Source organism: Ideonella oryzae (assembly GCF_024055665.1).
Classification (GTDB): domain Bacteria; phylum Pseudomonadota; class Gammaproteobacteria; order Burkholderiales; family Burkholderiaceae_C; genus Ideonella; species Ideonella oryzae.
On record NZ_JAMXMC010000003.1, the window covers coordinates 329,884 to 352,911 of the forward strand.

Here is a 23,028-nt window from a genome sequence, read left to right on the forward strand (position 1 = left end):
CGGTCAGGATGAAACGCCCGCCAGGCTCAGGCCGTCAGGACGGTCAGACCGCCCAGGTAGGGCTGCAGCGCCTCGGGCACGGCGACGCTGCCGTCGGCCTGCTGGTAGTTCTCCAGCACGGCCACCAGCGTGCGGCCCACCGCCAGGCCGGAGCCGTTGAGGGTGTGGACCAACTCGGTCTTGCCCTGGGCGTTCTTGAAGCGGGCCTGCATGCGGCGGGCCTGGAAGTCACCCATGTTGGAACACGAGCTGATCTCGCGGTAGGTGTTCTGCGCCGGCACCCACACGTCCAGGTCATAGGTCTTGGTCGAACCAAAACCCATGTCGCCGCTGCACAGCAGCACGGCGCGGTAGGGCAAGCCCAGGGCCTGCAGCACGGCCTCGGCGTGACCGGTCATCTCCTCCAGCGCGGCGTTGCTGTGCTCGGGCGCGACGATCTGCACCATCTCGACCTTGTCGAACTGGTGCTGGCGAATCAGGCCGCGGGTGTCGCGGCCGGCCGAGCCGGCTTCCGAACGGAAGCAGGGGCTGTGGGCAGTCAGCTTGATGGGCAGCTCATCGGCCGCCAGGATGCTGTCGGCCACCGTGTTGGTCAGCGTGACCTCGGCGGTGGGGATCAGGTACCACTTGCTGCTGGCCGCCTCGGCCGCGCCGGAGGTGACGTGGAAGAGGTCCTGCTCGAACTTGGGCAGCTGGCCGGTGCCCTGCATGGTCTTGCCATGCACGATGTAGGGCGTGTAGCACTCGGTGTAGCCGTGGCGGGTGGTGTGCAGGTCCAGCATGAACTGGGCGAGCGCACGGTGCAGCCGGGCGATGGGGCCGCGCATCACGCTGAAGCGCGAACCGCTGAGCTTGGCGCCGGTCTCGAAGTCCAGGCCCAGGGGCGCGCCCAGGTCCACATGGTCCTTGACCGGGAAGTCGAAGCTGCGGGGAGTGCCCCAGCGGCGCACTTCCACATTGGCGGTCTCGTCGGCCCCCACAGGCACGTCGGCCTGGGGCAGGTTGGGCACGCCCAGCAGCATGTCGGCCATCTCGGCCTGCAAAGCCTCCAGACGGGCCGTGCCGGAGGTCATCTCGTCGGCAATGGCGGCCACCTCGGCCATCAGCGTAGCCACCTGGGCTGCGGTGTCCTCGCCCTTGGCGGCCTTGCCCTTGAGCATGCCGATCTGCTTGGACAGGCTGTTGCGCTTGGCCTGCAACTCTTCGGTGCGGACCTGCAGCTGCTTGCGCTCGGCCTCCAGGGTCTTGAAGCGGTCGACGTCCAGGAAGGGCTGGGGGTTCTTGCGGGTCTGGAGGCGGGCCACGACGGCGTCCAGGTCGCGCCGCAGCAGGCTGATGTCGAGCATGGTGTGTTCTTTCGGGGAATTCTGGAAATTGTAGGCAGAGGGGCGCACCGCAGCGTCAGCCCCTCCTGTGGAATCAACGGGATTCCGGGCTCAGGATCGCGAGGCGGCGAACTCGGCCATGGACTTGTCGCCCAGCCCCTTGGGCAGCGGGAACTCGGTCGTCTCCTTGACACCGGGCATGTGCCGCACCGACACCGAGCCCAGTGCCTTGAGCCTCGCGATCACGGCCTGCACCAGCACGTCGGGCGCGGAGGCGCCAGCGGTCAGGCCCACGCGGGGCCGGTCGGCCAGCCACTGCGCCTTCAGGTCCTCGGCCGAATCGACCATGTAGGCCGGCGTGCCCAGGCGCTCGGCCAGCTCGCGCAGGCGGTTGCTGTTGGAGCTGGTGGGGCTGCCCACCACGATGACCACGTCCACCGCCGGCGCCAGCACCTTGACCGCGTCCTGGCGGTTCTGGGTGGCGTAGCAGATGTCCTGCTTCTTGGGCTCGCGCACCAGGGGGAAGCGCTCCTTCACCGCGGCCAGAATCTCGGCTGCGTCGTCCACACTCAGCGTGGTTTGGGTGACCACGGCCAGCTTGTCGGGGCGGGTCACCGGCACGGTGGCCACGTCCTCGGCATCTTCCACCAGGAAGATGCCCTCGTGCAGCTGGCCCATGGTGCCTTCCACCTCGGGGTGGCCCTTGTGGCCGATCATGATGAACTGGTAGCCTTCCTTGGAGAGCTTGGCCACTTCCACATGCACCTTGGTGACCAGCGGGCAGGTGGCGTCAAAGACACGGAAGCCTCGCGCCGCCGCCTCGGTCTCCACGGCCTTGGGCACGCCGTGGGCCGAGAACACCAGGGTTGCGCCGGCCGGCACATCGGCCAGATCCTCGATAAAGATGGCGCCCTTGGCCTTGAGGTCGTTGACCACATAGGTGTTGTGCACGATCTCGTGGCGCACATAGATGGGCGCACCGTGGATCTTGAGGGCGCGCTCGACGATCTCGATGGCCCGGTCCACGCCGGCGCAGAAGCCGCGCGGCTCAGCCAGGAGGATGTCACCGGGTTGTGCCGTCGCTGTCATCTCAGAGCACCCCGATGACCTGGACCTCGAAGGTCACGGCCTGGCCCGCCAGGGGGTGGTTGAAGTCGAACACCGCGCTGTCGCCGGCCAGCTCGCGCAGCACGCCGGCAAAACGGCCCTGGCCGTCCGGCGTGGGGAACTCGACCACGTCGCCGACGTTGTACTCGGCCTCCGGGTCGCCGTGCTCGCGCAGGAGAGCCAGGCTGACGCGCTGGACCATCTCGGGGTTGCGCTCGCCGAAGGCCTCGCCCGGCGCCAAGGTGAAGCTGGCGCGCGCGCCCTCCTCCAGCCCCAGCAGTTTGGCCTCGAAGGCGGGGGCCAGTTGGCCGGCGCCCAGTGTCAGGGTGGCTGGCTGGTCGTTGAAGGTGGTGACCACATCCGCACCGTCTGGCCCGGCGAGACGGTAGTGCAAGGTGAGGAAGGATCCCGGCTGGATGGTATTCACAGGGTGTCGCTCGCGCTGATAGTCTGGCCCGATTTTACGGGGCAGCCCGTGGCGCCTGGGGCACACCGGGCACACGGTCTTTCCAAGTCCAGGGAGCCATGGATGTCATTGAAGGATCTGCCTGCGGCCCTGCGCCCGCGGGAAAAGCTGCTGGCCCAGGGGCCGGCGGCACTGGCGGATGCAGAGTTGCTGGCCCTGCTGCTGCGCACCGGCCTGAAGGGCAAGGGCGTGCTGATGCTGGCCGACGAACTGCTGGGCCACTTTGCCGGCTTTGGCGGCCTGCTGCAGGCCCAGGCGGAAGACTTCCGCCGCATCAAGGGCCTGGGGCCGGCCAAGCGGGCTGAGCTGGCCGCGGTGATGGAAATGGCCCGCCGCGCCCTGCGCCAGCCGCTGGAGCGCGGCCCGGTGTTCGATTCGCCCCGCACCGTGAAGGACTACGTCAGCCTGCACCTGGCCCGGCGCGAGAAGGAAGTCTTCGGCGTGCTGTTCCTGGACAGCCAGCACCGCCTGATCGAATGGCGCGAGCTGTTCACTGGCACCCTCACCCAGACCAGCGTTTACCCCCGAGAAGTGCTGCGCCAAGCCATGGACCTGAACGCCGGCGCGGTGATCCTGGCCCACAACCACCCTTCGGGCCTGGCCGAGCCGTCCAAGGCCGACGAGTTCCTGACCCAGTCCCTCAAGACGGCGCTGCAGATGGTGGACGTGCGGGTGCTGGACCACCTGGTGGTGGGAGCAGGCGAGGTGGTGAGCTTCGCGGAGCGCGGGCTGCTCTGAATCTGGCGAGGCCCTGCGCGCAGGTCATGTCCCTCGCCTGTTGTAGGCTAGCGGCTTGCCAGAGGAAGACCAGCGATGAAGGGACACGGACTGCAGGACCTGGGCCGCTTGCGCGCCGAGCTGCGCCGTGCCCAGGCTGAAGCGCAGGCCGAGCAGGCCCGCCAGGCTGCCGAGCAGGCCCGGGCCGAGGCGGAACGCCATCTGTTCAGCCGGGCCGTGGGCGCGGTGCAAGCCTTGAAGCGAGCCGACCGCGCGGTGGCCAGCCGACCGCTGCCCGAGCCGATTCCCCGGCAGCGTGAGCTGGACGAGCAGGCGGCGCTGAAGGCCGCGCTCTCGGACGAGGTGGACGTCGAATCCCTGCTGCTGACCGACGATGGCCTGAGCTTTCGTCGGCCGGACATCGGCCCGGATGTGGTGAGCAAGCTGCGCCGCGGCCACTGGAGCATCCAGGGCGAACTGGACCTGCACGGCCTGCGGCGCGACGAAGCCCGCGAGGCCCTGGCCGGCTTCATCCGCCAGGCCCACCAGCACAGCCGCCGCTGCCTGCGGGTGGTGCACGGCAAGGGCCTGGGCTCGCCCGGGCGCGAGCCGGTGCTCAAAGCCAAGGTGCAGCGCTGGCTGGCTCAGCGCCAGGAGGTGATCGCCTTCGCGCAGGCCTCGGGTCCCCAAGGCGGCGCGGGCGCGCTGATCGTGCTGCTGGGTAGCCGGCGCCACGGCGCGCCGGCATCGCCTGGCGGCTGAGGCTCAGCTCGGCCGGTTGCGCATCCAGTCGGCGGTCTCGAACAGCGAGTGTTCCAGCCGGGTGCGCAGCGCCGGCTCGATGCCCTGCTCATCCATGGACTGGAACATGCAAGCCAGCCACTGGTTGCGCTCCTCCACGCCGATGGAAAACGGCAGATGCCGCGCCCGCAGCCGCGGATGGCCAAAGCGGTCGATGAAATGGTTGGGCCCACCCAGCCAGCCGCAGAGGAACCAGAACAGCTTGTCCCGCGCGTCGTCCAGCGTGCTGCCGTGCACCGAACGCAGCAGCGCGTAGCGCGGCTCCAGATCCATCAGGTCGTAGAAACGGTCCACCAGAGCCCGGATGGCGGACTCGCCACCCAGCTGTTCAAAGGGCGTGGGACCGGGGGTGGGGGTCTCGTTCTCGGGGTCGTCGGTGCTCATCAGGCGCTCAGGCGGGTGGCAGCAGCCACCATCGCCTGTGCGGCCGGGCTGCCGGGGTAGCATTCCAGCAGCAATTGTCGGCGAGTCACGGCCTCCCGGACAGCCGGGTCGGAGGGAATCTCACCCAGGAACTCCAGCTTGACCGGCGCATCCAGGCCGGGTGTGACATAGCGGTCCACCACCTGCTGCAGCTGGCCACGGATGGTTCGCCCCTCGCCAGGCCGATTGACCTGGTTGATCAGCAGGCGCAGGTCGCGCCGGCCGTGGCTGGTGGCCAGCACCTTGATCGTGGCGTAGGCGTCGGTCAGCGAGGTCGGCTCGGGCGTGCTGACGATCAGCACCTCGTCGGCCAGCGACACGGTGTAGAGCACCACATCGGAAATACCCGCACCGGTGTCCAACAGGATGCGGTCGAAGTGGGGACGCATCTGGCGGATGACATCCAGCAGCTTCTCGCGCACGTCGGGCGTGAGGCGGGAATATTCCACCATGCCGGAGCCGGCCAGCAGCACCGAGAAGCCGCCGGGCGCCGGCATCACCGCTTCATCAAGGGAATGCTTGCCGGTGAAGACGTCGTGCAGCGTGATCTTGGGATAGAGGTTGAGCACCACATCCAGGTTGGCCAGCCCCAGGTCGGCATCCAGCACCAGGACGCGCAGGCCCTGGCGCGCCAGGGCGGCAGCGAGGTTGGCCGAGGAGAAGGTCTTGCCCACCCCGCCCTTGCCGCTGGTGATGGCGGTGATGCGGGCCTGCCGCGTGGAGCCCGCCGGAGGCACGGACAGATTCGGAAGAGAGGTCATGCGTCGTTGTCCTCCGGCACGACACCGCCGAAGAGCAGGCCCTTTTCCTCGGCGCTGACCGTGGAGACGGGCGTGGGTTCCAGACAGGTGCGGTTGCGGCCCTCGGACTTGGCCCGGTAGAGCTGCAGGTCGGCACGTTCGATCCACAGGGAAGCGGTCGAGCGCACCCACTGGGGTGCGAAGGCGCCCCCGATGCTGACCGTGACACCCAAGGCTTGAGAGGGGCTGATCTCGATGATGCGGTTCTCGATTCGGGTGCGCAGACGCTCTGCCACGGTCTGGGCAAAGGCGGGCGCGCAGTTGGGCAGGATGACGGCGAACTCCTCGCCGCCGATGCGGGCCGGCAGGTCCATCGGCCGCACGCATTCCTGCAGCGTTTCGGCCACGGCCGTGATCACCAGATCCCCCACCCGATGGCCGTAGCTGTCGTTGACCCGTTTGAAGTGGTCGATGTCCAGGATGAGCAACAAGGCGGGTTCACCGGAGCGCGCCACCCGGTCGATCTCGCGCAGCAGGGCGGCCTCGAAGGCTCGGCGGTTGGCCAGGCCGGACAAGGCATCCCGACTGGAGAGATCGCACAGGGCGTCGATCAGCCCTTGCAGCCAGGCCACGCTGCCCGGCGCGCCACAGAGTTCGTCCTGGCCGGACTGCTGCAGCAACTGCATCGCATGGTCCAGCCGCAGAGTGCCTGGATCGGCCAGCGCGCGGTGATTGGTGATGGTGTTCACAGATTCACAGAGTGTGTGAAAAGACGGATATCTGTGCAGGTTCGAAGCAGTCTAGCAGTGAAGAACTGGCGACCAGATGCCGAAATAGCGTGGTGAACGCCCTTCAACTTCTCCCCTCATGACGACGTGGACTTCGCAACATTGCAAACACCGAAAACCCGGGCAGACCGGGGCGCTTGCCGCCAGCCTGCTCGCTCTGCGTCCTCCACGTCGGCCCGTCCGCCAGCCCTGATTCCCTCATGACTGCATCCCTTGACGCCACGCGCGCACTTGCCCCGGTCTCCGACGACGACGCGATCGACCATGAGTTCAGCTTCGGCCCGGCCGATTTTGAACGGGTGCGCAAGCTCATCTACCAGCGTGCCGGCATCAGCCTGCATGACGGCAAGCGGGCCATGGTCTACAGCCGGCTGTCGCGCCGACTGCGCGAGACCGGCCACCGCAGCTTCAAGGACTACCTGCAGTGGCTCGAAGGGGTCAGCGGCCCGGCCGGCGAGCAGGAATGGCAGCAGTTCGTCAACAGCCTCACCACCAACCTGACCTCCTTCTTCCGCGAGGAACACCATTTCCAGGCGCTGGCCGAGGCGCTCAAGGGCTTCAAGGGCAAGCCGCCACGCATCTGGTGCGCTGCGTCCTCGACGGGCGAAGAGCCCTACTCCATCGCCATGGTGCTGGCAGAAGTGCTGGGCGAGCATTGCGGCGCCCGGCTGGTGGCCAGCGACATTGACACCAAGGTGCTGTCCACCGCCCGCCGCGGGGTGTATTCCACCGATGCACGGGGTTTGTCGCCCGAGCGTCTCAAGCGCCACTTCCTGCGCGGCACCGGGGCCAATGCCGGCTTCATCCGCATCAAGCCGGAACTGGCCAAGATGGTGGACTTCCGTCCCTTCAACCTGATGACCCCCCACTGGTCGATGGGCGAGCCCTTCGACATGGTGTTCTGTCGCAACGTGATGATCTATTTCGATCACGACACCCAGCGCTCCGTGCTGCATCGCATCCACGGGGTGATGCGTCCGGGTGGCCTGCTCTTCGTCGGCCACTCCGAGAACTTCACCGATGCCCGGGACTGGTTTGTCCTGCGCGGCAAGACCATCTACCAGCGCGTCTGAACGGAGCCCCCATGGCCACCCTGCCCACCCCCTCCCTGCGAACGGCAGCCCCCCCCATGCCCAACCCGGCGGCGCTGCCCAACCGCACGGCCCGTCTGGAACGCCTGAAGGCCCAGCCCCGCAAACCGGGCGAGGCGTCCTTTTTCTTCTACGACGCGCACTTCAAGAATGAGGCGGTGAAGGTGCTGCCCGGCGAGTACTACGTGGACAACGAGGACATCCTCGTCATGACCACGCTGGGCTCCTGCATCGCCGCCTGCCTGTGGGACCGCAATGCCCGCGTCGGCGGCATGAACCACTTCATGCTGCCGGAGGGAACGGGCGACTCGGGCCGCTACGGCAGCTATGCGATGGAACTGCTGATCAACGAGATGATGAAGCGCGGGGCCTCGCGGATGACGATGGAAGCCAAGATCTTCGGCGGCGGCGCCGTGATCAGCGGCATGAACACGATCAACGTGGGCGAGCGCAACACCAAGTTCGTCACCGACTTCCTGGCCACGGAGCGCATTCCCATCGTGTCCAAGGATGTGCTGGACATCTACCCCCGCAAGGTCTGCTTCCTGCCAGCCAGTGGCAAGGCCATGGTCAAGCGCCTGGCCCCCGCCAGCGCCGACGCCTTGGTCGCCCAGGACCGCCTGGCGGCCCAACGCGCCGCTCCCGCCACCACCGGCGGCGGCTCGATCGACCTGTTCTGAACCCCACACCGACAAGACTCCGGAGGACCGACAAGATGGCCAAGACACGCGTGGTGGTGGTGGACGATTCCGCTCTGGTGCGCAGCCTGCTGAGCGAAATCATCAACCACCAGCCGGACATGGAGTGCATCGGCGCGGCGGCAGATCCCTTCGCCGCGCGGGAGATGATCCGCAACCTCAATCCCGACGTGATCACGCTGGACGTGGAGATGCCGCGCATGGACGGCATCGACTTCCTGTCCAAGCTGATGCGCCTGCGCCCGATGCCGGTGGTGATGGTCTCCACCCTGACCGAGCGGGGCGCCGAAGTCACGCTCAAGGCCCTGGAGCTGGGCGCCATCGACTTTGTGGCCAAGCCCAAGATCGGCATCGCCGACGGGCTCAAGCAGCTCGGCGAGGAGATCACCGACAAGGTCCGCATCGCGGCCAAGGCCCACATCAAGCGACTGGCCCAGCCGGCACCTGCCCGGCCCGCCGCGCCAGGCGGTGCCGTGGCGGCGGTCTCGGCGGTCGCATCTCCTGCCGTGGCAGGTGGCGCAGCACGCCCGGCACCCAGCTCTGGACTGGGACGGATCTCCACCGAGAAGATCATCTTCATCGGGGCCTCCACCGGCGGCACCGAAGCGACCAAGGAAGTGCTGCTGGGCCTGCCACCCGATGCGCCGGCCGTGGTCATCACCCAGCACATGCCGCCGGGCTTCACCCGCAGCTACGCCGCCCGGCTGGATGGCCTGTGCCGCATCCGGGTCAAGGAGGCCGTGGACGGCGAACGGATCCTGCCGGGCCATGCCTACATCGCTCCGGGTGGCCTGCACCTGAGCGTGGAACGCTCGGGGGCCAACTACATCGCCCGCGTGCGCGACGGCGAACCGGTGAACCGACACAAGCCTTCAGTGGAGGTGCTGTTCGAATCTGCCGCGCGGGTGGCGGGCCCCAACGCCTTCGGCATCATGCTGACCGGCATGGGTGCGGATGGCGCCAAGGCCATGCGGATGATGCGCGATGCCGGGGCCTACAACTACTGCCAGGACGAGGCCAGCTGTGTGGTGTTCGGCATGCCGCGCGAAGCCATCGAAGCCGGTGCGGCCCATGAGGTACTGCCGCTCACCCAGATCGCCCCGCACCTGATGGACAAGCTGCGCCAGACCCACGGCGCCCTGCTGCACCGGGTGTGAGCCCAGGGGGCGGTGCCCCCTGGAACTCAGTCTGGCGTGAAGCGGGGCACAGCTTCCAGGGCCCGGGCCAGTTCGGCCCGGCCGGCGAACTCCTGGTACTTGTGCCGCGTGCCCTGGTTGCCCTTGCCCACCACGTCCTGGGCCAGGGCCATCGCGTCCCCGACGCCGCCTTGCCAGCCCAGGTAGGCAAACAGCGCCGTCAATCGCTCCGCAGCCACGGCCAGGCTTGGCGCCTGGTACAGGTCCTCGAAAGCCAGGGCCTGCGACGAGGCCCCCAGTTCCCTCAGAAGGTGCCAGACGCTGCCGAGTTCGCTGGCGCAGCGGCGTTCGTGCGCCACTAGGCTGTCAACCGGCAACACCGACGCCTGCAATGCCGCATCCGAAGGCTGCTTCCCCGGCCCCCAGACCCCGGTCACCTTGGCGAAATGCAGCGACAGCAGGCGATCCAGCGGATCACGGCGGTACAGGAAGAAGTGTTTGAAGCCGGCCTGCACGCTGGCCCGCGCCAGGGCCAGGTTCACGGCCGAAGGCACGTTTTCCACACAGTGCTTGATGACTGTCGGCCGGGCACAGATCTCGCGCAGGGACGTGGCCAGAGCGGCCTCGTCACGGTCCCGCTGCCAGTTCTGCGCCACATAGCCCCAGTTCCGGTCACCGTTGAAAGGCTCATGCGGCACCGAAGGAAGACCCGAGCGCTGCACCAGATGGGCCGTGAGGTTGGTGCCACCGGTGCGTTGCAGCGTCCAGATGATCAGGGGGGCATTGGGAGCCGGGGCGGTTACTGCCGAAGTCATGGTGCCTCGCAAAACTGAGTCAATTTGTGATGGTCTGTCACCACCTGAGCTTACACAAGCGGGATGGCCTCAGGCCTGTCCCACGAGATAACGACGCTCCCAGGCGGTGATTTCGGCTTGGTAGTGATCGTGCTCAAGCTGTTTGACGGCAAGGTAGGCGCGGATGAAATCCGGCCCCAGCAGCTCCTGCGCGTGGAGGCTCCCCGCCAGACGTTCGTGCGCGGCCATGAACGTCTGGGGCAGTTCATGAGTCTGCTGGTAACCATCGCCGACCAGGGCGGCGGTCGGCGCGCACTGCGTCTGCATTCCCGCCAGACCGGCTGCCAGCGAGGCAGCAATGGCCAGATAAGGGTTGGCATCCGCTCCGGCCAGGCGGTTCTCCACCCGTCGGGCCGCTGGGGCGCTGAGGGGTACACGCAGGCCGGCGGTGCGATTGTCCTCGCCCCATTGCAGATTGATGGGCGCCTGGCTGCCGGTGACATAGCGCCGGTAGGAATTGACGAAGGGTGCGAACACCAGCACCAGATCGGGCAGATAGGTCTGGAGTCCGCCGATGTAGTGCGCAAAGGCCGGCGTGGCCTGGCCCGCTTCGTCGCTGAAGATGTTGCGCCCATGGGCGTCCACCACGCTCTGGTGCAGATGCATGCTGCTGCCCGCCTCGCCCGCGATGGGCTTGGCCATGAACACCGCGTTCATGCCATGGCGCAGCGCAATCTCCTTGGCCGCGTACTTGAAGAGAAAGGCCTGGTCCGCCAGCTGCAACGCGTCGCCGTGCAGCAGGTTGATCTCGTACTGGCTGCAGCCGACCTCGTGGATCCAGGTGTCGGCGGCAATGCCCAGCGTGTCCAGCGCGGCCTGGAATTCGTCCCAGAAGGGTGCCAGGGCGTTGAGCAGGTTCATGCTGAAGGCCGACTGCCCCACCTCCCCCTGCCCGGCACGCCCCTTGGGTGGCCGCAGGGCCTGGGCAGGATCGGTGCAGACCTCGGTCAGATAGAACTCGATCTCCGGCGCCACGACCGGAGACAGGCCCAGGGCGGCGTAGCGCGCCAGCACGTTCTTCAGCACCGAACGCGGGGCGAAGGCGCAGAGCTCGCCATCGAGTTCCACGCAGTCGTGCACGGCCAGATAGCGCGGCACGCTGGCCCAAGGTGAGCGCCGCAGCGTGGCCAGATCGGGCACCAGGCGCACGTCCGGGTCCTCGTCCGGGAAGATCGGATCGTAGGAGTACTCCCCCGTGACGCACTGCATCGGGATGGCCTGGGCCATGCGCAGCTCCTGTCCCCGAGCAAAGGACGCCGCCGGCATCAGCTTGCCGCGCGGATAACCCGAGACATCGGGAAACAGGCACTCCACGTCCCGCACACCCTCCTGGCTAAAGCGTTGCAGAAGATCGGCGGCGGTGGGGAGGTGGCTCATCGTCATGACCGGCTCGGGCCTCAGAGAAAGAGTTCTTGCAGATCGCTCAGGAAATCGAAGCCCCGGGCGGTGGGCCGCAGCACGGGGCCCTGCGGCGTCTCCAGACGCTCAAGCAGCCCACGTGCCACAGCCTGATCGACAGGCGCGGTCAGCGCCGAGGGGGGCAGGCCTGTCCGCTCACCGAACAGACCGAGTTCGAAGCCCTCGCGCAGGCGCAGGGCGTTGAGCATGAACTCGAAGGGCAGCGCCTTGCGGGCCACCTCCTGCTCATTGGACACGGCCTGCCCGGCCAGGGCCTCGCGCATGTAGGCCGCCGGCTCGCGCCACTTCACCTGACGCAGCACCCGGTGCGGGAAGCTCAGCTTGCCATGCGCCCCGGCCCCCAGGCCCAGGTAGTCGCCGAACTGCCAGTAATTCAGGTTGTGGGTGCAACGGTGGCCCGGCCGCGCATAGGCGGAGACTTCGTAGCGCTCCAGTCCAGCCGCCGCAGTGAGTTCGACCAGACGGTCCAGCATCTCCGCGCTGATGTCCTCGTCGGGCAGCACCGGGGGCTTGAGCGCAAACGCAGTGTTGGGCTCCAGCGTCAGGTGGTAAAGCGACAGGTGGGGCGGCGCGAAGGACAGCGCGGTCCGCAGGTCGGTCTCCAGACCCGCCATGTCCTGCCCCGGCAGGGCGTACATCAGGTCCAGGTTGAAGGTGTCGAACACCTCGGCGGCCAGTTCGGCCGCGGCCAGGGCCTGCCGCCGGTCGTGCACACGCCCCAGGGCCTTGAGCTTGGCATCGTCGAAGCTTTGCACGCCGATCGACAGGCGGGTCACGCCAGCCTCGCGGAAGGCCCGGAACCGGGCCGCCTCGAAGGTGCCCGGATTCGCCTCCAGCGTCACCTCGCAGCCCGGTTGCAGCGGCAGCAGGGTGCGCAGCTCGCTCAGCAGACGGGCAATGCCCTCCGGCGAGAACAGGCTGGGCGTGCCGCCGCCCAGGAACACGCTGTGCACGCCGCGCCCCCAGACCAGCGGCAGACTGGCCTCCAGATCGGCGCGCAGCGCGTCCAGGTAGCGGGCCTCGGGCAGTTCGCCGGGGGTGACCGCATGCGAGTTGAAGTCGCAGTAAGGGCACTTCTGCAGACACCAGGGCAGATGCACATAGACCGACAGGGGGGGCGGTGCGCCCAGCTGCAGGGTGCCTGGGCGCAAATAGCGGTCAGGCAGCGCCAACACGCTGCGTTCCGCGAGGGTGCCGGGGGGCGGGGTGTCCGTCATGCAGCCAGAGACCATCAGGCCAGGTGCCAGTCGCCACGCAGGCGCTCGACCATCTGCGCCGCGGCCAAGGCGCGGTGGCTGTGGGCGTTCTTGGTCTCGGCGGGCAGCTCGGCCACCGTGCAGCCGAAGGCGGGAATGAACATCAGCGGGTCGTAGCCAAAGCCGCCCTGCCCTTGCGGGGCCGCGAGGATCTCGCCGCCCCAGCGACCGAAGGCGATCAGCGGCTCGGGATCGGCCGCCGAACGCACCGCCACCAGCGTGCAGACAAAGGCGGCACGGCGGTCGCTGACACTGTGCAGACGCTGCAGCAGCAAGGTGTTGTTGGCCTGGTCCTGCCATCGACGCAAGGCTTCACGATCCAGACTGGGGTTGGCCTCAACGGGGGCGAACACGGCGCTCTGCACGCCCGGCGCACCGCCCAGTGCGTCCACGCACAGACCGGAATCGTCGGCGATCGCCGGGAGACCCGTGGCCTGAGCCGCATGCCGCGCCTTGGCCAGCGCGTTCTCGATGAACGTGATGTGCGGCTCCTCGGCCTCGCTCACGCCCAGCGAGCCCTGGGTCACCAGTTCGATGGGCAGGGGGCCGAACAGGGCGCCCAGCTCCTTGAGCTTCTTGGCGTTGTTGGAGGCCAGCACCAGACGCAGCGGCGCGCTCATGCCTACCCCCTCAATCCGCCTGGGACAGCGGCTGGGCCAGCGCCACCTGCTGCAGGCCCACCAGCTCGGTGATGCCGGCGGTCGCCAGGGCCATGAGTTGGTCCATTTCGCCTCGGGTGAAGGGCACGCCTTCGGCGGTGCCCTGGATCTCGACGAAGCCACCGGCACCGGTCATCACCACGTTCATGTCGGTGTCGCAGGCCGAGTCCTCGACATACTCCAGGTCCAGCAGCGGCGTGCCTTCGACGATGCCGACCGAGATGGCTGCCACATGGTCACGGATGGGCGAAGCCTTCAGCAGGCCCTGGTCCAGCAGCCGTTGCACCGCATCCTGCGCCGCCACGAAGGCGCCGGTGATGGCCGCCGTGCGGGTGCCACCATCGGCCTGCAGTACATCGCAGTCCAGCGTGATGGTGCGCTCGCCCAGCGCGGCCAGGTCGAACACCGCGCGCAGCGAGCGGCCGATCAGGCGCTGGATCTCCTGGGTGCGGCCCGTCTGCTTGCCCTTGGCGGCCTCGCGGGCGCTGCGGGTGTGGGTGGCACGCGGCAGCATGCCGTACTCGGCCGTCACCCAGCCCTCACCGCTGCCCTTCTTGTGGGGCGGCACCTTCTCCTCGACCGAGGCGGTGCACAGCACACGGGTCTGGCCGAATTCGATCAGCACCGAGCCCTCTGCGTGGCGGGTGAAGCCGCGGGTGATGCGCACCGGGCGCAGGGCATGGGCCGCACGGCCCTGGGTTCGTTCGTAGCTCATCGGAGGTGCATTGCTTTCAAGAACAACGGCCGCCTGCGGGCGAGGCGGCCGTGAAGGAATCGGGAGGGCCGGTCAGTTGCCAGGCTTGCGCGGTGAACGGCGGATGGCCTCGTTGATCTCGCGGATCGAGCGTTCGATCTCGGCCTCGTCCAGATCAGCCGCCCCGCTGTCGCTCATCGAGGCCTGGATGGTCGAGGCGAAGACGTCTTCACCCAGGGTACGGGTGGAGATGCCCACGGTGGAGTCGGCATCTTCGACCGCCTCCCACTCGACGCCCAGCAGCGTCACGTTGTCAGAATGCGGACCGCCGTTGCGCAGCGCTTCCTCGACCAGATCGGGCACCGCGTCCTGCAGTGGCCGGTCGCTGAGCATCTCGACGATGACCTCGTCGGACACGCTGCTCCACAGGCCGTCGGAGCAGACGACGAGGCGATCGCCCGGCAGCAGAGGCACCGGGCCGACCGTGTCAATCACCGGCTTGCCGGGGCTGCCCATGCAGGTGAAGAGCACCGAGCGGTTGAAGCGCGCGTCGATGGGCACGACATGGGCCAGACTCTCCTGCAGCTCGATGTAGGAGTGGTCCCGTGTGCGGGCATGCAGCTGCCCCTTGCGCACCAGGTACAGGCGCGAATCGCCGCAGTGCGCCCAGTAGGCCGACTTGCCCTGCAGCACGCAGGCCACGACGGTGGTGCGCGGCGTGTCCACCAGGGCCCGTTCGGTCGCGTAGCGGAGCAGCTGATGGTGGCCGGCCAGGATGGCGTCCTGAAGAAAGCGGATCGGATTCTTCAGCGCGGGCTTGGCCTCGCGCTGGAAGGCGGCCGCCAGGGTCTGCAGCGCGAGCTGCGAGGCCACCTCGCCTTCGGGGTGACCGCCCATGCCATCGGCCAGGGCGAACAGGCCGGACTCCCGCGTGTAGCAGTAGCCCATCCGGTCCTCGTTCTTCTCGCGGCCGCCCTTGCGGCTGATCTGGTAGACGGAAAACCTCATCACGGGACCTGTGCTCTGAAGATGGCAGCGCTCAGGCGCGGCTGCCGGACTTGAGGTTCTCGATCTGCAGCTTCAACCGTTCGGTGAAGCCCAGCGAGGTGTAGCGCCGCTCGGTCTCGCGCGAAAGCTCCTTCTGCAGCGCGAACACACTTTGCGGACGGGACAGCGGATCAAGCGACATGCACCATTCGGTGACCTCGATCAGGTTGTCGGAATAGACGTTGCGCATGCGCGAAAGCGACAGTTGCAGGCGGTCCTTCTCGATGCGCTGTGGCGCGTCATTGGGCGGGTAGCCCTGCATGCAGGCATAGATGCAGGCGCCGATGGCGTAGATGTCGGTCCAGGGCCCCAGCGAGCCGTCACGCCGGTACATCTCGGGCGCGGCAAAGCCCGGCGTGTACATCGGCCGGATGAAGTTGCCTTCCTTGCTCAGCACCTCGCGCGCCGCGCCGAAATCCAGCAGCACCGCCTTGTTGTCGTTGGTGATGAAGATGTTGGCCGGCTTGATGTCCAAGTGCAGCATCTTGTGCTGGTGGACGATGCGCAGCCCGCGCAAGATCTCATCGAACAGCGAACGGATGGTCGATTCGCGGAAAACCTTGTCGCGCTTGAGGTCGCGGGCAGTGACGATGAAGTCCTGCAGGGTGTCGCCCTGCAGGTAGTTCATCACCATGTAGACGGTCTCGTTCTCGCGGAAGAAGTTCAGCACCGAGACGACGCTGGGGTGGCTGATCTGCGCCAGCGAGCGGCCCTCCTCGAAGAAGCTCTTGAGGCCCAGCCGGTACAGCGGCTGCTTCTCTGGCTTGACGCGGGGGATCAGTTCGCCGGGGGCTCGTTCAGCCAGCGAAGCCGGGAGGTATTCCTTGAGCGCCACGAGGTGGCGGCTCTCGTCCTCGGCGAGGTAGACCACGCCAAAACCGCCGGCGGCCAGTTTCTTGACGATCTGGTAGCCACCGACCACGGTGCCCGCGGGCAACGGGGCGGGTTTCGGCTTTGACATAATTGGGGTTTTGCTTCCTGCAAAAGCTTCATGCCAGTTTACAGCATGACCGGCTTCGCCAGCGCCAGCGCGGCACCGGTTACAGACTCCGACACCACCGCGCCTGGCGTGACTGTGGAAGTCCGCACGGTCAACAGCCGTTTCCTCGACATCGCCTTCCGTCTGCCCGACGAATTGCGCCAGGCCGAGCCCGCATTGCGCGAGCTGCTGACCGGCGCCCTGCGCCGCGGCAAGGTGGAGTTGCGCGCCGCGGTGGGGCGCGCTGCCGATGACGCCCTGCCCCAGCCCACGCCCGAACAGCTCAACCGGCTGTCCCGGCTGGAGAGCACGGTTCAGGGCTGGTTGCCCAAGGCCCCGCCCTTGTCGGTGCACGAGGCGCTGCAATGGTGCCGAGGTGGCAGCGCCGGCGCGGTGCCCGCAGCCCTGGATGAGCTGGTGCACCAGGCCGCCAAAGCCGCCATCGACAGCCTGAAGCAGGCCCGCGCCCGCGAGGGCAAGCGCCTGGCGGCCATGCTGCTGGACCGCATCGGGACGCTGCGCACGCTGGCGGCTCAGGCCGAGCCCCTGGTGCCGGCCGTGGTCCAGAAGCAGCAGCAGCGCTTCCTGGAACGCTGGCAGGAGGCCCTGGCCAGCGCCGGCGACAGCGGCAACGGCGTCTCCGCCGAGGCCGCCCGCGACCGTGCGCTGGGCGAGGCGGCGGCCTTCGCCATCCGCATCGACGTGGCCGAGGAACTGACCCGCCTGAGCGCCCACCTCGACGAGATCGAGCGCCTGCTCAAGGCCGGCGGCGAGTTGGGCAAGCGCCTGGACTTCCTGATCCAGGAACTGCACCGGGAAGCCAACACCCTGGGCTCCAAGTCGGCGGCCTTGGAGCTGACCGGCATTTCCGTGGACATGAAGGTCTTGATCGAGCAGATGCGCGAACAGGTCCAGAACATCGAATGAGCACGCCCCCGATGGAAACCCCCGGCAATCTCTTCGTCGTGGCCGCCCCCAGCGGGGCCGGCAAGTCCAGCTTGGTCAAGGCCCTGCTGGAGCTCGACTCGCACCTGCAGGTCTCCGTCTCGCACACCACGCGGGCCCCGCGTGGGCAGGAGCAGCATGGCCGTGAATACTGGTTCGTCAGCCCAGATGAATTCCAGGCCATGGTCCACCGCGGCGAGTTCTTCGAATGGGCCGAGGTGCATGGCAACCGCTACGGCACCTCTCGCGTGGGCATCGAGCAGCGGCTGATGGCCGGTGATGACGTGGTGTTGGAGATCGACTACCAGGGCGCACTGCAGATCAAGCAGTTGTTCGCGCACGCGGTCCTGATTTTCATCCTGCCGCCGAGTTGGCAGGAGTTGGAACAGCGCCTGCGCCGACGGGGCGAAGACCATGCGGACGTGATTGCCCAGCGCATGGGCAATGCCCGCCACGAGGTGGCCCAGGCCCGCCATTTCGACTACGTTATAATCAACGGCTTGTTCGAGACAGCGCTTTTCGATCTGAAAACCGTCGTCCATTCGCAGCGTCTCAAGTATGTGACGCAGCGGCGCGCCAAATCCACCGTCTTCACCGCTTTGGATCTGGCCTGATTGCCGCAATTTCTCTTGAAGAATTCACCCGTCAGGAATTCACGCCATGGCCCGCATCACCGTTGAAGACTGCCTGAAGAAGATCCCGAACCGCTTCCAGCTGGTGCTGGCCGCGACCTACCGGGCCCGCATGCTGAGCCAAGGCCATGCGCCGAAGATCGACTCGAAGAACAAGCCGGGCGTCACCGCGCTGCGCGAAATCGCCTCGGGCGACGTCGGCGTGGAGATGCTGCGCAAGGTGCCGACCTGATCGCAGGCATCGCACGGGGAAACCCGGAGTCAACGGGCGCCTGAGGGCGCCCGTTTCCATTTCAGGCGCCTCTTCCAAGTAGACCCAGACCGCCGTGGGTGCGGGTTATGGGCTAAATTCAGCCCATGGGTATTCGTTCCTTCGCCGCCGATTTGCTGCCTGCTGCCTTGCAGGGACGGCCCCGCCAACTGCCGGCCATGGCCCCTGCCGTGGGCACCGCACCGACCGAGGTCGCCTCTTTTGCGGAGCTGGCAGACAAGCTGGGCTACCTGGGCAAGGCCGATCTCAAGAAGGTGCGCGACGCCTACAAGTTCGCTGACGAAGCCCACCTGGGCCAGTTCCGCGCCAGCGGGCAACCCTACATCACCCACCCCATCGCGGTGGCCGGTCTGGTGGCCGACTGGAAGCTGGACGCCCAGGCCATCATGGCCGCGCTGATGCACGACGCCATGGAGGACTGCGGCGTCACCAAGGTCGAACTGATCGAGCGCTTCGGCGCCCCCACCGCCGAGTTGGTGGACGGCCTCACCAAACTGGACAAGCTGCAGTTCTCGACCCGCGAGGAAAGCCAGGCCGAGTCCTTCCGCAAGATGCTGCTGGCGATGTCGCGCGATGTGCGCGTCATCCTGATCAAGCTCTGCGACCGCCTGCACAACATGCGCACGATGGAGGCGATGGCCCCGCACAAGCGGGCCCGCATCGCCCGCGAGACGCTGGACATCTACGCCCCCATCGCGCACCGGCTGGGCCTGAACCAGACCTACCGCGAGCTGCAGGAGCTGTCCTTCTCCTTCATCCACCCCTGGCGCTTCGGCGCGCTGCAGAAAGCGGTGCTGCGCGCGCGCGGCTACCGGCGCGACATCGTCTCGCGTGTGCACGACGACGTGGTGGCCGCCTTCAACGAGGCGAAGATGAAGGTCGAGGTCAGCGGCCGCGAGAAGACGGTCTACTCCATCTACCGCAAGATGGAAGAGAAGCACGCCGGCTTCGCCCAGGTCAATGACATCTTCGGCTTTCGCATCATCGTTCAGACGATGCCGGAGTGCTATCTGGCCCTGGGCGTGCTGCACCAGCTCTACAAGCCGGTGCCGGGCCGTTTCAAGGACTACATCGCCATCCCCAAGCCCAACGGCTACAAGTCGCTGCACACCACCCTGGTGAGCCCGCTGGGTACCTCGGTGGAGTTCCAGATCCGCACCGAGGAGATGCACGCGGTGGCGGAGGCAGGCATCGCCGCGCACTGGCTCTACAAGGTCGGCCAGGAAGCCAACCCCGGCGATGTGGCCCAGCGCCTGGGTGCGTTGTGGCTGAAGTCGCTGCTGGACATCCAGGACGAGACCCGCGACGCTGGCGAGTTCCTGGAGCACGTCAAGATCGACCTGGTCCCGGACGCGGTCTACGTCTTCACGCCCAAGAGCAAGATCCTGGCCCTGCCCAAGGGAGCCACGCCGGTGGACTTCGCCTACGCCATCCACTCCGACGTGGGCGACCACTGCGTGGCCGCCAAGATCAACGGCGAACCGGCCACGCTGCGGGCCACGCTGAACTCCGGCGACGTGGTGGAAGTGGTCACCGCCCCCGGCGCCCGGCCCAACCCAGCCTGGCTGAATTTCGTGCGGACCGGCCGCGCCCGCTCCAAGATCCGGCACTACCTCAAGACCCTGGAAAACGAGGAAACCCAGGCCCTGGGGCAGAAGATGCTGGCCCAGGCTCTGCGTGCCGAGGGGCTGCCCCTGCCCCCACAGGAAGCGACGGAGGGGCGCCCGTCGATCTGGCCGGTGCTGCTGCGCTGGAGCGGCAACCGCACCCCGGCCGATCTGCTGACCGACGTGGGCACCGGCAAGAAGATTGCCACCATCGTGGCCAAGCGCATCGCCCAATTGCTGCGCGAACAGGGCCAAGTGCCCGATGCCGTGACGCTGAGTCTGGGCCGCTACAGCCACGATGACAACGCCCCGAGCCAGGGCCTGGTGGTCATCGATGGCTCCGAGGGCGGCTCCATCACGCTGGCGCCCTGCTGTCGCCCCATTCCGGGCGATGCCATCGTCGGTTACCTGGGCCGGGGCGAAGGGCTGGTGGTGCACACCGCCGACTGCTCGGTCGGCAAGCGCCTGTTCGAGCGCGACCGTGAGCGCTGGATGCAGGTCGAATGGTCGGAGGAGCCGATCCGCGCCTTCGAGACCGCCGTCAGCGTCGTCATGCGCAATGGCAAAGGGGCGCTGGCCCAGGTGGCTCAGGCCATCAGCAGCGCCGAGGCGGACATCACCCACATCGACATGGGCGACGAGGCCGTGGGCACCACGGCCGAAATGCGCATCCTGGTCAGCGTGCGCGACCGCCAGCACCTGGCCGATGTGCTGCGCACCCTCAAGCGCAGCGCGGCCGTGCTGAAGGTGCAGCGCGTCAAGCCCAGCTGAAAAGCCTGGCTTGCGCGACAGCGCGGCGCCTCAATCTGCCACGGGGGACGGGTAGCGCACCTCCAGCACCTCCAGCGTCTCCACGCCGCCGGGCGTGCTGAGCGTGACTTCATCGCCCTCGCGGGCCTTGAGCAGCGCCCGCGCAATCGGAGACACCCAGCTCACCTCCCCAGCCAGGTGATCCACCTCGTCCACGCCCTTGATCGTGATGGTGCGCTCCTCGCCCTTGCCGGTGGCGTAAGTCACCGTGGCGCCGAAGAAGATCTGGTCATGGCCATGGTGGGCCGAGGGGTCGGCCACCTCGGCGATGTCCAGGCGTTTGGTCAGGAAGCGGATGCGGCGGTCGATCTCGCGCAACCGCTTTTTGCCGTAGAGATAGTCCCCGTTTTCTGAGCGGTCGCCGTTCAGGGCAGCCCAGTGCACCACCTCCACCACCTTGGGGCGCTCGACATCGATCAACGCCAGCAGTTCGGCCCGCAGGCGGGCGTAGCCAGCTGGGGTGATGTAGTTCTTGGTGCCGGCAGGCAGCGGTGGCAGGCCCCCGCTGTCGTCGTCATCGTCGGCACCATCGCTTTCCTTGGTGAAGGCCTTGCTCATCTCGGGTCGTGTCCGGCAAATCGTGTTCAGAAAGCTCAGGTCAGGACGTAGCGCTCGGGCTGGGGTGGCGCCGGCAGATCGGTCTCGCCCAGCGCCTCGCGCAGGCTGGTCTCGATGGTGACGCACAGCGCGTCCAGCGGCAGGTGGTTCAGCTGTGTCCCGAAGGGATCCTCGATCTCGTCGCCCAGCGCATCGAGACCGAAGAAGGTGTAGGCCACGAGGCCCACCACCAGCGGCGTCAGGCCGTGCAGCGTGTCCACCAGCCCGAAGGGCAGCAGAAAGCAGTAGATGTAGGCGGTGCGGTGCAGCAACAGCGTATAGGCAAACGGGATGGGCGTGCTGGCAATGCGCTCGCAACCGGCTGCGCAGGCGGTGAGTTCGGCCAGACGCGCCTCCATCGTTGTCACCAGCTGAGGGTCCAGCCGTCCGGAGCGCAGCCAGTCGCCGAGCCCCTGCCCGGCCTGCTGCAGCAGCGCCGCCGGCACATTGCGTCGCTCCATCACGCGCGCAACCGTCTCCTCGCCGAGGCAGCGCACCAGATCCTCCCGGGCATCGGTCCCTCGCAACTGATGACGCAAGGCATGGGCCATGGCTGCCACCGCCATCACCATCGGCCGGCGCCTCGGCCCATCAGGAGCGTCCCCGGAATGCAGGTAGCACATCACCCCGCGGGCCCAGCTGCGGCTGGCGTGCACCATCTCGCCCCAGAGCTTGCGCCCTTCCCAGTAGCGGTCGTAAGCCGCCGAGTTGCGAAAACCCAGGAAGATGGCCAAGGCCAAGCCAATCAGGGAGAACGGCGCCGTGGTGACCTCGATCTTGTGGTCCAGGAACACACCGTGCAGCACCGTGACCACCACCGCGAACAGCACGTTCACCGCCAGCGCGGGCAGGATGCTGGGCAGCACCGAACCGCGCATCACGAAGAACAGCGCCAGCCCGTGGGGACGGTCGCGGACGATCATCGGCCGCCGCCCTCCGGGTACTGGGCGGCTGCCTCGCGCAGGCGCTGGGCCACCTGGCGGGCCAGCGCCACCGGCGACGCCACTCGCACCTGCGGGCCGTGGCGCAGGATGTCCATCGCCAGTTCGGTGGCGTCCGCGTAGGGCAGGCGCATCTCCAGGCTACCGTCGGTCAGCGTCTTGAGCGTCTGGCGGGGATGCCATTCCTCCAGGGCCACCCATTGGGCGGCTTCCGGTGAGAACACCAGCGTCGCCCACTGGATGGCCTTGCCGCTGAAGATGCCATAGCCGCCATCAAGCTCGGCCTCGACGTTCTTGAGCGCCACGTCCTTGGCCCGGCTCTCCAGGGCCTTGGCCGAACGCACGGCATCCAACGCAAAGCGGCGCAGCCCGTCACTCTGGTGGCACCAGGCATCGAGGTACCAGGTGTTCCGGTAATGGATGAGGCGCTGGGGCGAGACCTCGCGCTGCGACTCGGTCTGCTTGGCACGGGTGAAGTAGACGATGTCCAGGCGCTTGCGCTTGAGCAGCGCGCTGCCGACGGCCTCGAACCAGCGGCTGGGCACAGGGCGGCGGGCCGGGTTGACGATCTTGACCCGCTTCATCAGCTCACGGGATTCGGAGCTGGTCGTGCCCAGCATGCCGTTGAGCTTGTCCAGCAGCGGTTGCAGATGGCGCCCCAGCACGCCGCCGGCATCCAGTCCGTCGATCAGCTGGTGCATGGTCAGCAACGCATGGATCTCGGATTCGCTGAACCAGACACCGGGCAGTTGGTGAGCTGGCGCTGTACCGCTCGCCCCGCCTTCGAACTTGTACAGGTTGTCAAAGCGGTCATAGACGATGGGAGCATCCATGCGGTCGCGCAGGTACTGCAGGTCGCGCTTGAGGGTGGCCCGGGAGACCTCCAGTTCGTCCATCAGGGTCTCGAAATTGACCCCGCCACGGCTCTTGATCAGCAGTTCGATGCGGTAGAAGCGTTCGGTGCGGTTCATGTTCACAGCTCAGGGAATGAGCCTGCAGCTTAACGCATGGTCACAGAGGCGTGA

General features: G+C 67.4%; 25 protein-coding genes. 9 read left to right on the forward strand and 16 right to left on the reverse strand.

The features are described 5' to 3' along the window. Nucleotides 1-26: 26 nt before the first annotated feature. The 3 genes from serS to M0L44_RS06530 form a co-directional block, all read right to left on the reverse strand. Nucleotides 27-1,346, reverse strand: coding sequence for a serine--tRNA ligase (serS, locus tag M0L44_RS06520; RefSeq protein WP_252768840.1), 1,320 nt, complete (start codon nt 1,344-1,346; stop codon nt 27-29). A gap of 90 nt (nt 1,347-1,436) precedes the next feature. Then, nucleotides 1,437-2,414: a 4-hydroxy-3-methylbut-2-enyl diphosphate reductase gene (ispH, locus tag M0L44_RS06525; protein ID WP_252768841.1), complete on the reverse strand. Its 978-nt coding sequence runs from the start codon at nt 2,412-2,414 to the stop codon at nt 1,437-1,439. 1 nt (nt 2,415) lies between these two features. Then, the gene (locus tag M0L44_RS06530; protein ID WP_252768842.1) at nt 2,416-2,859 is read right to left on the reverse strand and encodes an FKBP-type peptidyl-prolyl cis-trans isomerase; all 444 of its coding nucleotides are present in this window, start codon (nt 2,857-2,859) and stop codon (nt 2,416-2,418) included. Nucleotides 2,860-2,961: 102 nt separating this feature from the next. Between M0L44_RS06530 and radC the strand changes: the two genes are divergently transcribed. Both radC and M0L44_RS06540 read left to right on the forward strand, forming a co-directional pair. Next, nucleotides 2,962-3,636 (forward strand): RadC family protein, encoded by a 675-nt coding sequence (gene radC, locus M0L44_RS06535; RefSeq protein WP_151124031.1) that lies wholly within the window; start codon nt 2,962-2,964, stop codon nt 3,634-3,636. 75 nt (nt 3,637-3,711) lie between these two features. Then, on the forward strand, nt 3,712-4,377 hold the full coding sequence (locus tag M0L44_RS06540) for a Smr/MutS family protein (RefSeq protein ID WP_252768843.1): 666 nt from the start codon (nt 3,712-3,714) through the stop codon (nt 4,375-4,377). A gap of 3 nt (nt 4,378-4,380) precedes the next feature. Here M0L44_RS06540 and M0L44_RS06545 read toward each other — a convergent pair whose 3' ends face one another. The 3 genes from M0L44_RS06545 to M0L44_RS06555 are packed head-to-tail and all read right to left on the reverse strand — an operon-like array spanning nt 4,381 to nt 6,265. Then, nucleotides 4,381-4,800, reverse strand: coding sequence for a group II truncated hemoglobin (locus M0L44_RS06545; protein ID WP_252768844.1), 420 nt, complete (start codon nt 4,798-4,800; stop codon nt 4,381-4,383). Further along, a complete protein-coding gene (locus M0L44_RS06550) occupies nt 4,800-5,600 on the reverse strand; it encodes a MinD/ParA family protein (RefSeq protein WP_252768845.1) in 801 nt (266 codons plus the stop codon). The genes M0L44_RS06545 and M0L44_RS06550 overlap by 1 nt, the downstream gene beginning before the upstream one ends. After that, on the reverse strand, nt 5,597-6,265 hold the full coding sequence (locus tag M0L44_RS06555; protein WP_252768916.1) for a GGDEF domain-containing protein: 669 nt from the start codon (nt 6,263-6,265) through the stop codon (nt 5,597-5,599). The genes M0L44_RS06550 and M0L44_RS06555 overlap by 4 nt, the downstream gene beginning before the upstream one ends. A gap of 302 nt (nt 6,266-6,567) precedes the next feature. Between M0L44_RS06555 and M0L44_RS06560 the strand changes: the two genes are divergently transcribed. Genes M0L44_RS06560 through M0L44_RS06570 form a run of 3 tightly spaced genes read left to right on the forward strand, consistent with a single transcriptional unit; the run spans nt 6,568 to nt 9,313 of the window. Further along, nucleotides 6,568-7,440 (forward strand): CheR family methyltransferase, encoded by an 873-nt coding sequence (locus tag M0L44_RS06560; protein WP_252768846.1) that lies wholly within the window; start codon nt 6,568-6,570, stop codon nt 7,438-7,440. Between the two features lie 11 nt (nt 7,441-7,451). Continuing rightward, nucleotides 7,452-8,138 carry a chemoreceptor glutamine deamidase CheD gene (gene cheD / locus M0L44_RS06565; RefSeq protein WP_435526389.1) on the forward strand — a complete coding sequence of 229 codons (687 nt, stop codon included), beginning with the start codon at nt 7,452-7,454 and terminating at the stop codon, nt 8,136-8,138. A gap of 35 nt (nt 8,139-8,173) precedes the next feature. After that, nucleotides 8,174-9,313, forward strand: a complete 1,140-nt coding sequence (locus M0L44_RS06570) for a protein-glutamate methylesterase/protein-glutamine glutaminase (protein WP_252768847.1) — start codon at nt 8,174-8,176, stop codon at nt 9,311-9,313. Between the two features lie 26 nt (nt 9,314-9,339). On the opposite strand, the gene M0L44_RS06575 is transcribed toward M0L44_RS06570, so the two are convergent. The 7 genes from M0L44_RS06575 to M0L44_RS06605 form a co-directional block, all read right to left on the reverse strand. After that, complete coding sequence (locus M0L44_RS06575) at nt 9,340-10,107, reverse strand: hypothetical protein (protein ID WP_252768848.1); 768 nt, start codon at nt 10,105-10,107, stop codon at nt 9,340-9,342. A gap of 69 nt (nt 10,108-10,176) precedes the next feature. Continuing rightward, nucleotides 10,177-11,523, reverse strand: coding sequence for a glutamine synthetase family protein (locus tag M0L44_RS06580; RefSeq protein WP_252768849.1), 1,347 nt, complete (start codon nt 11,521-11,523; stop codon nt 10,177-10,179). A 20-nt stretch (nt 11,524-11,543) separates the two neighbouring features. Then, nucleotides 11,544-12,782: a radical SAM family heme chaperone HemW gene (hemW, locus tag M0L44_RS06585; protein WP_252768850.1), complete on the reverse strand. Its 1,239-nt coding sequence runs from the start codon at nt 12,780-12,782 to the stop codon at nt 11,544-11,546. 14 nt (nt 12,783-12,796) lie between these two features. Further along, nucleotides 12,797-13,441 (reverse strand): non-canonical purine NTP pyrophosphatase, encoded by a 645-nt coding sequence (locus tag M0L44_RS06590; RefSeq protein WP_252768851.1) that lies wholly within the window; start codon nt 13,439-13,441, stop codon nt 12,797-12,799. A gap of 10 nt (nt 13,442-13,451) precedes the next feature. Then, nucleotides 13,452-14,195 (reverse strand): ribonuclease PH, encoded by a 744-nt coding sequence (rph, locus tag M0L44_RS06595; protein WP_252768852.1) that lies wholly within the window; start codon nt 14,193-14,195, stop codon nt 13,452-13,454. A gap of 72 nt (nt 14,196-14,267) precedes the next feature. After that, nucleotides 14,268-15,182 carry a PP2C family protein-serine/threonine phosphatase gene (locus M0L44_RS06600; RefSeq protein ID WP_252768853.1) on the reverse strand — a complete coding sequence of 305 codons (915 nt, stop codon included), beginning with the start codon at nt 15,180-15,182 and terminating at the stop codon, nt 14,268-14,270. 31 nt (nt 15,183-15,213) lie between these two features. Then, the gene (locus tag M0L44_RS06605) at nt 15,214-16,182 is read right to left on the reverse strand and encodes a serine/threonine protein kinase (protein ID WP_151124021.1); all 969 of its coding nucleotides are present in this window, start codon (nt 16,180-16,182) and stop codon (nt 15,214-15,216) included. 30 nt (nt 16,183-16,212) lie between these two features. Here M0L44_RS06605 and M0L44_RS06610 point away from each other — a divergent pair, with 30 nt between their 5' ends. The 4 genes from M0L44_RS06610 (at nt 16,213) to M0L44_RS06625 (ending at nt 20,426) form a co-directional block, all read left to right on the forward strand. Then, nucleotides 16,213-17,127, forward strand: a complete 915-nt coding sequence (locus M0L44_RS06610) for a YicC/YloC family endoribonuclease (RefSeq protein ID WP_252768854.1) — start codon at nt 16,213-16,215, stop codon at nt 17,125-17,127. An 11-nt stretch (nt 17,128-17,138) separates the two neighbouring features. Next, nucleotides 17,139-17,759 (forward strand): guanylate kinase, encoded by a 621-nt coding sequence (gene gmk, locus M0L44_RS06615; protein ID WP_252768918.1) that lies wholly within the window; start codon nt 17,139-17,141, stop codon nt 17,757-17,759. A gap of 46 nt (nt 17,760-17,805) precedes the next feature. Then, nucleotides 17,806-18,009: a DNA-directed RNA polymerase subunit omega gene (rpoZ, locus tag M0L44_RS06620; protein WP_252768855.1), complete on the forward strand. Its 204-nt coding sequence runs from the start codon at nt 17,806-17,808 to the stop codon at nt 18,007-18,009. 125 nt (nt 18,010-18,134) lie between these two features. Beyond that, entirely contained in the window at nt 18,135-20,426 is a 2,292-nt protein-coding gene (locus M0L44_RS06625) for a RelA/SpoT family protein (protein WP_435526390.1), read from the forward strand. Nucleotides 20,427-20,456: 30 nt separating this feature from the next. On the opposite strand, the gene greB is transcribed toward M0L44_RS06625, so the two are convergent. The 3 genes from greB to M0L44_RS06640 are packed head-to-tail and all read right to left on the reverse strand — an operon-like array spanning nt 20,457 to nt 22,974. Continuing rightward, nucleotides 20,457-21,023 carry a transcription elongation factor GreB gene (gene greB, locus M0L44_RS06630; protein ID WP_252768857.1) on the reverse strand — a complete coding sequence of 189 codons (567 nt, stop codon included), beginning with the start codon at nt 21,021-21,023 and terminating at the stop codon, nt 20,457-20,459. Nucleotides 21,024-21,058: 35 nt separating this feature from the next. Continuing rightward, a complete protein-coding gene (locus tag M0L44_RS06635) occupies nt 21,059-21,985 on the reverse strand; it encodes a bestrophin family protein (protein WP_252768858.1) in 927 nt (308 codons plus the stop codon). Beyond that, a complete protein-coding gene (locus M0L44_RS06640) occupies nt 21,982-22,974 on the reverse strand; it encodes a helix-turn-helix transcriptional regulator (protein WP_252768859.1) in 993 nt (330 codons plus the stop codon). The genes M0L44_RS06635 and M0L44_RS06640 overlap by 4 nt, the downstream gene beginning before the upstream one ends. Nucleotides 22,975-23,028 lie beyond the last annotated feature (54 nt).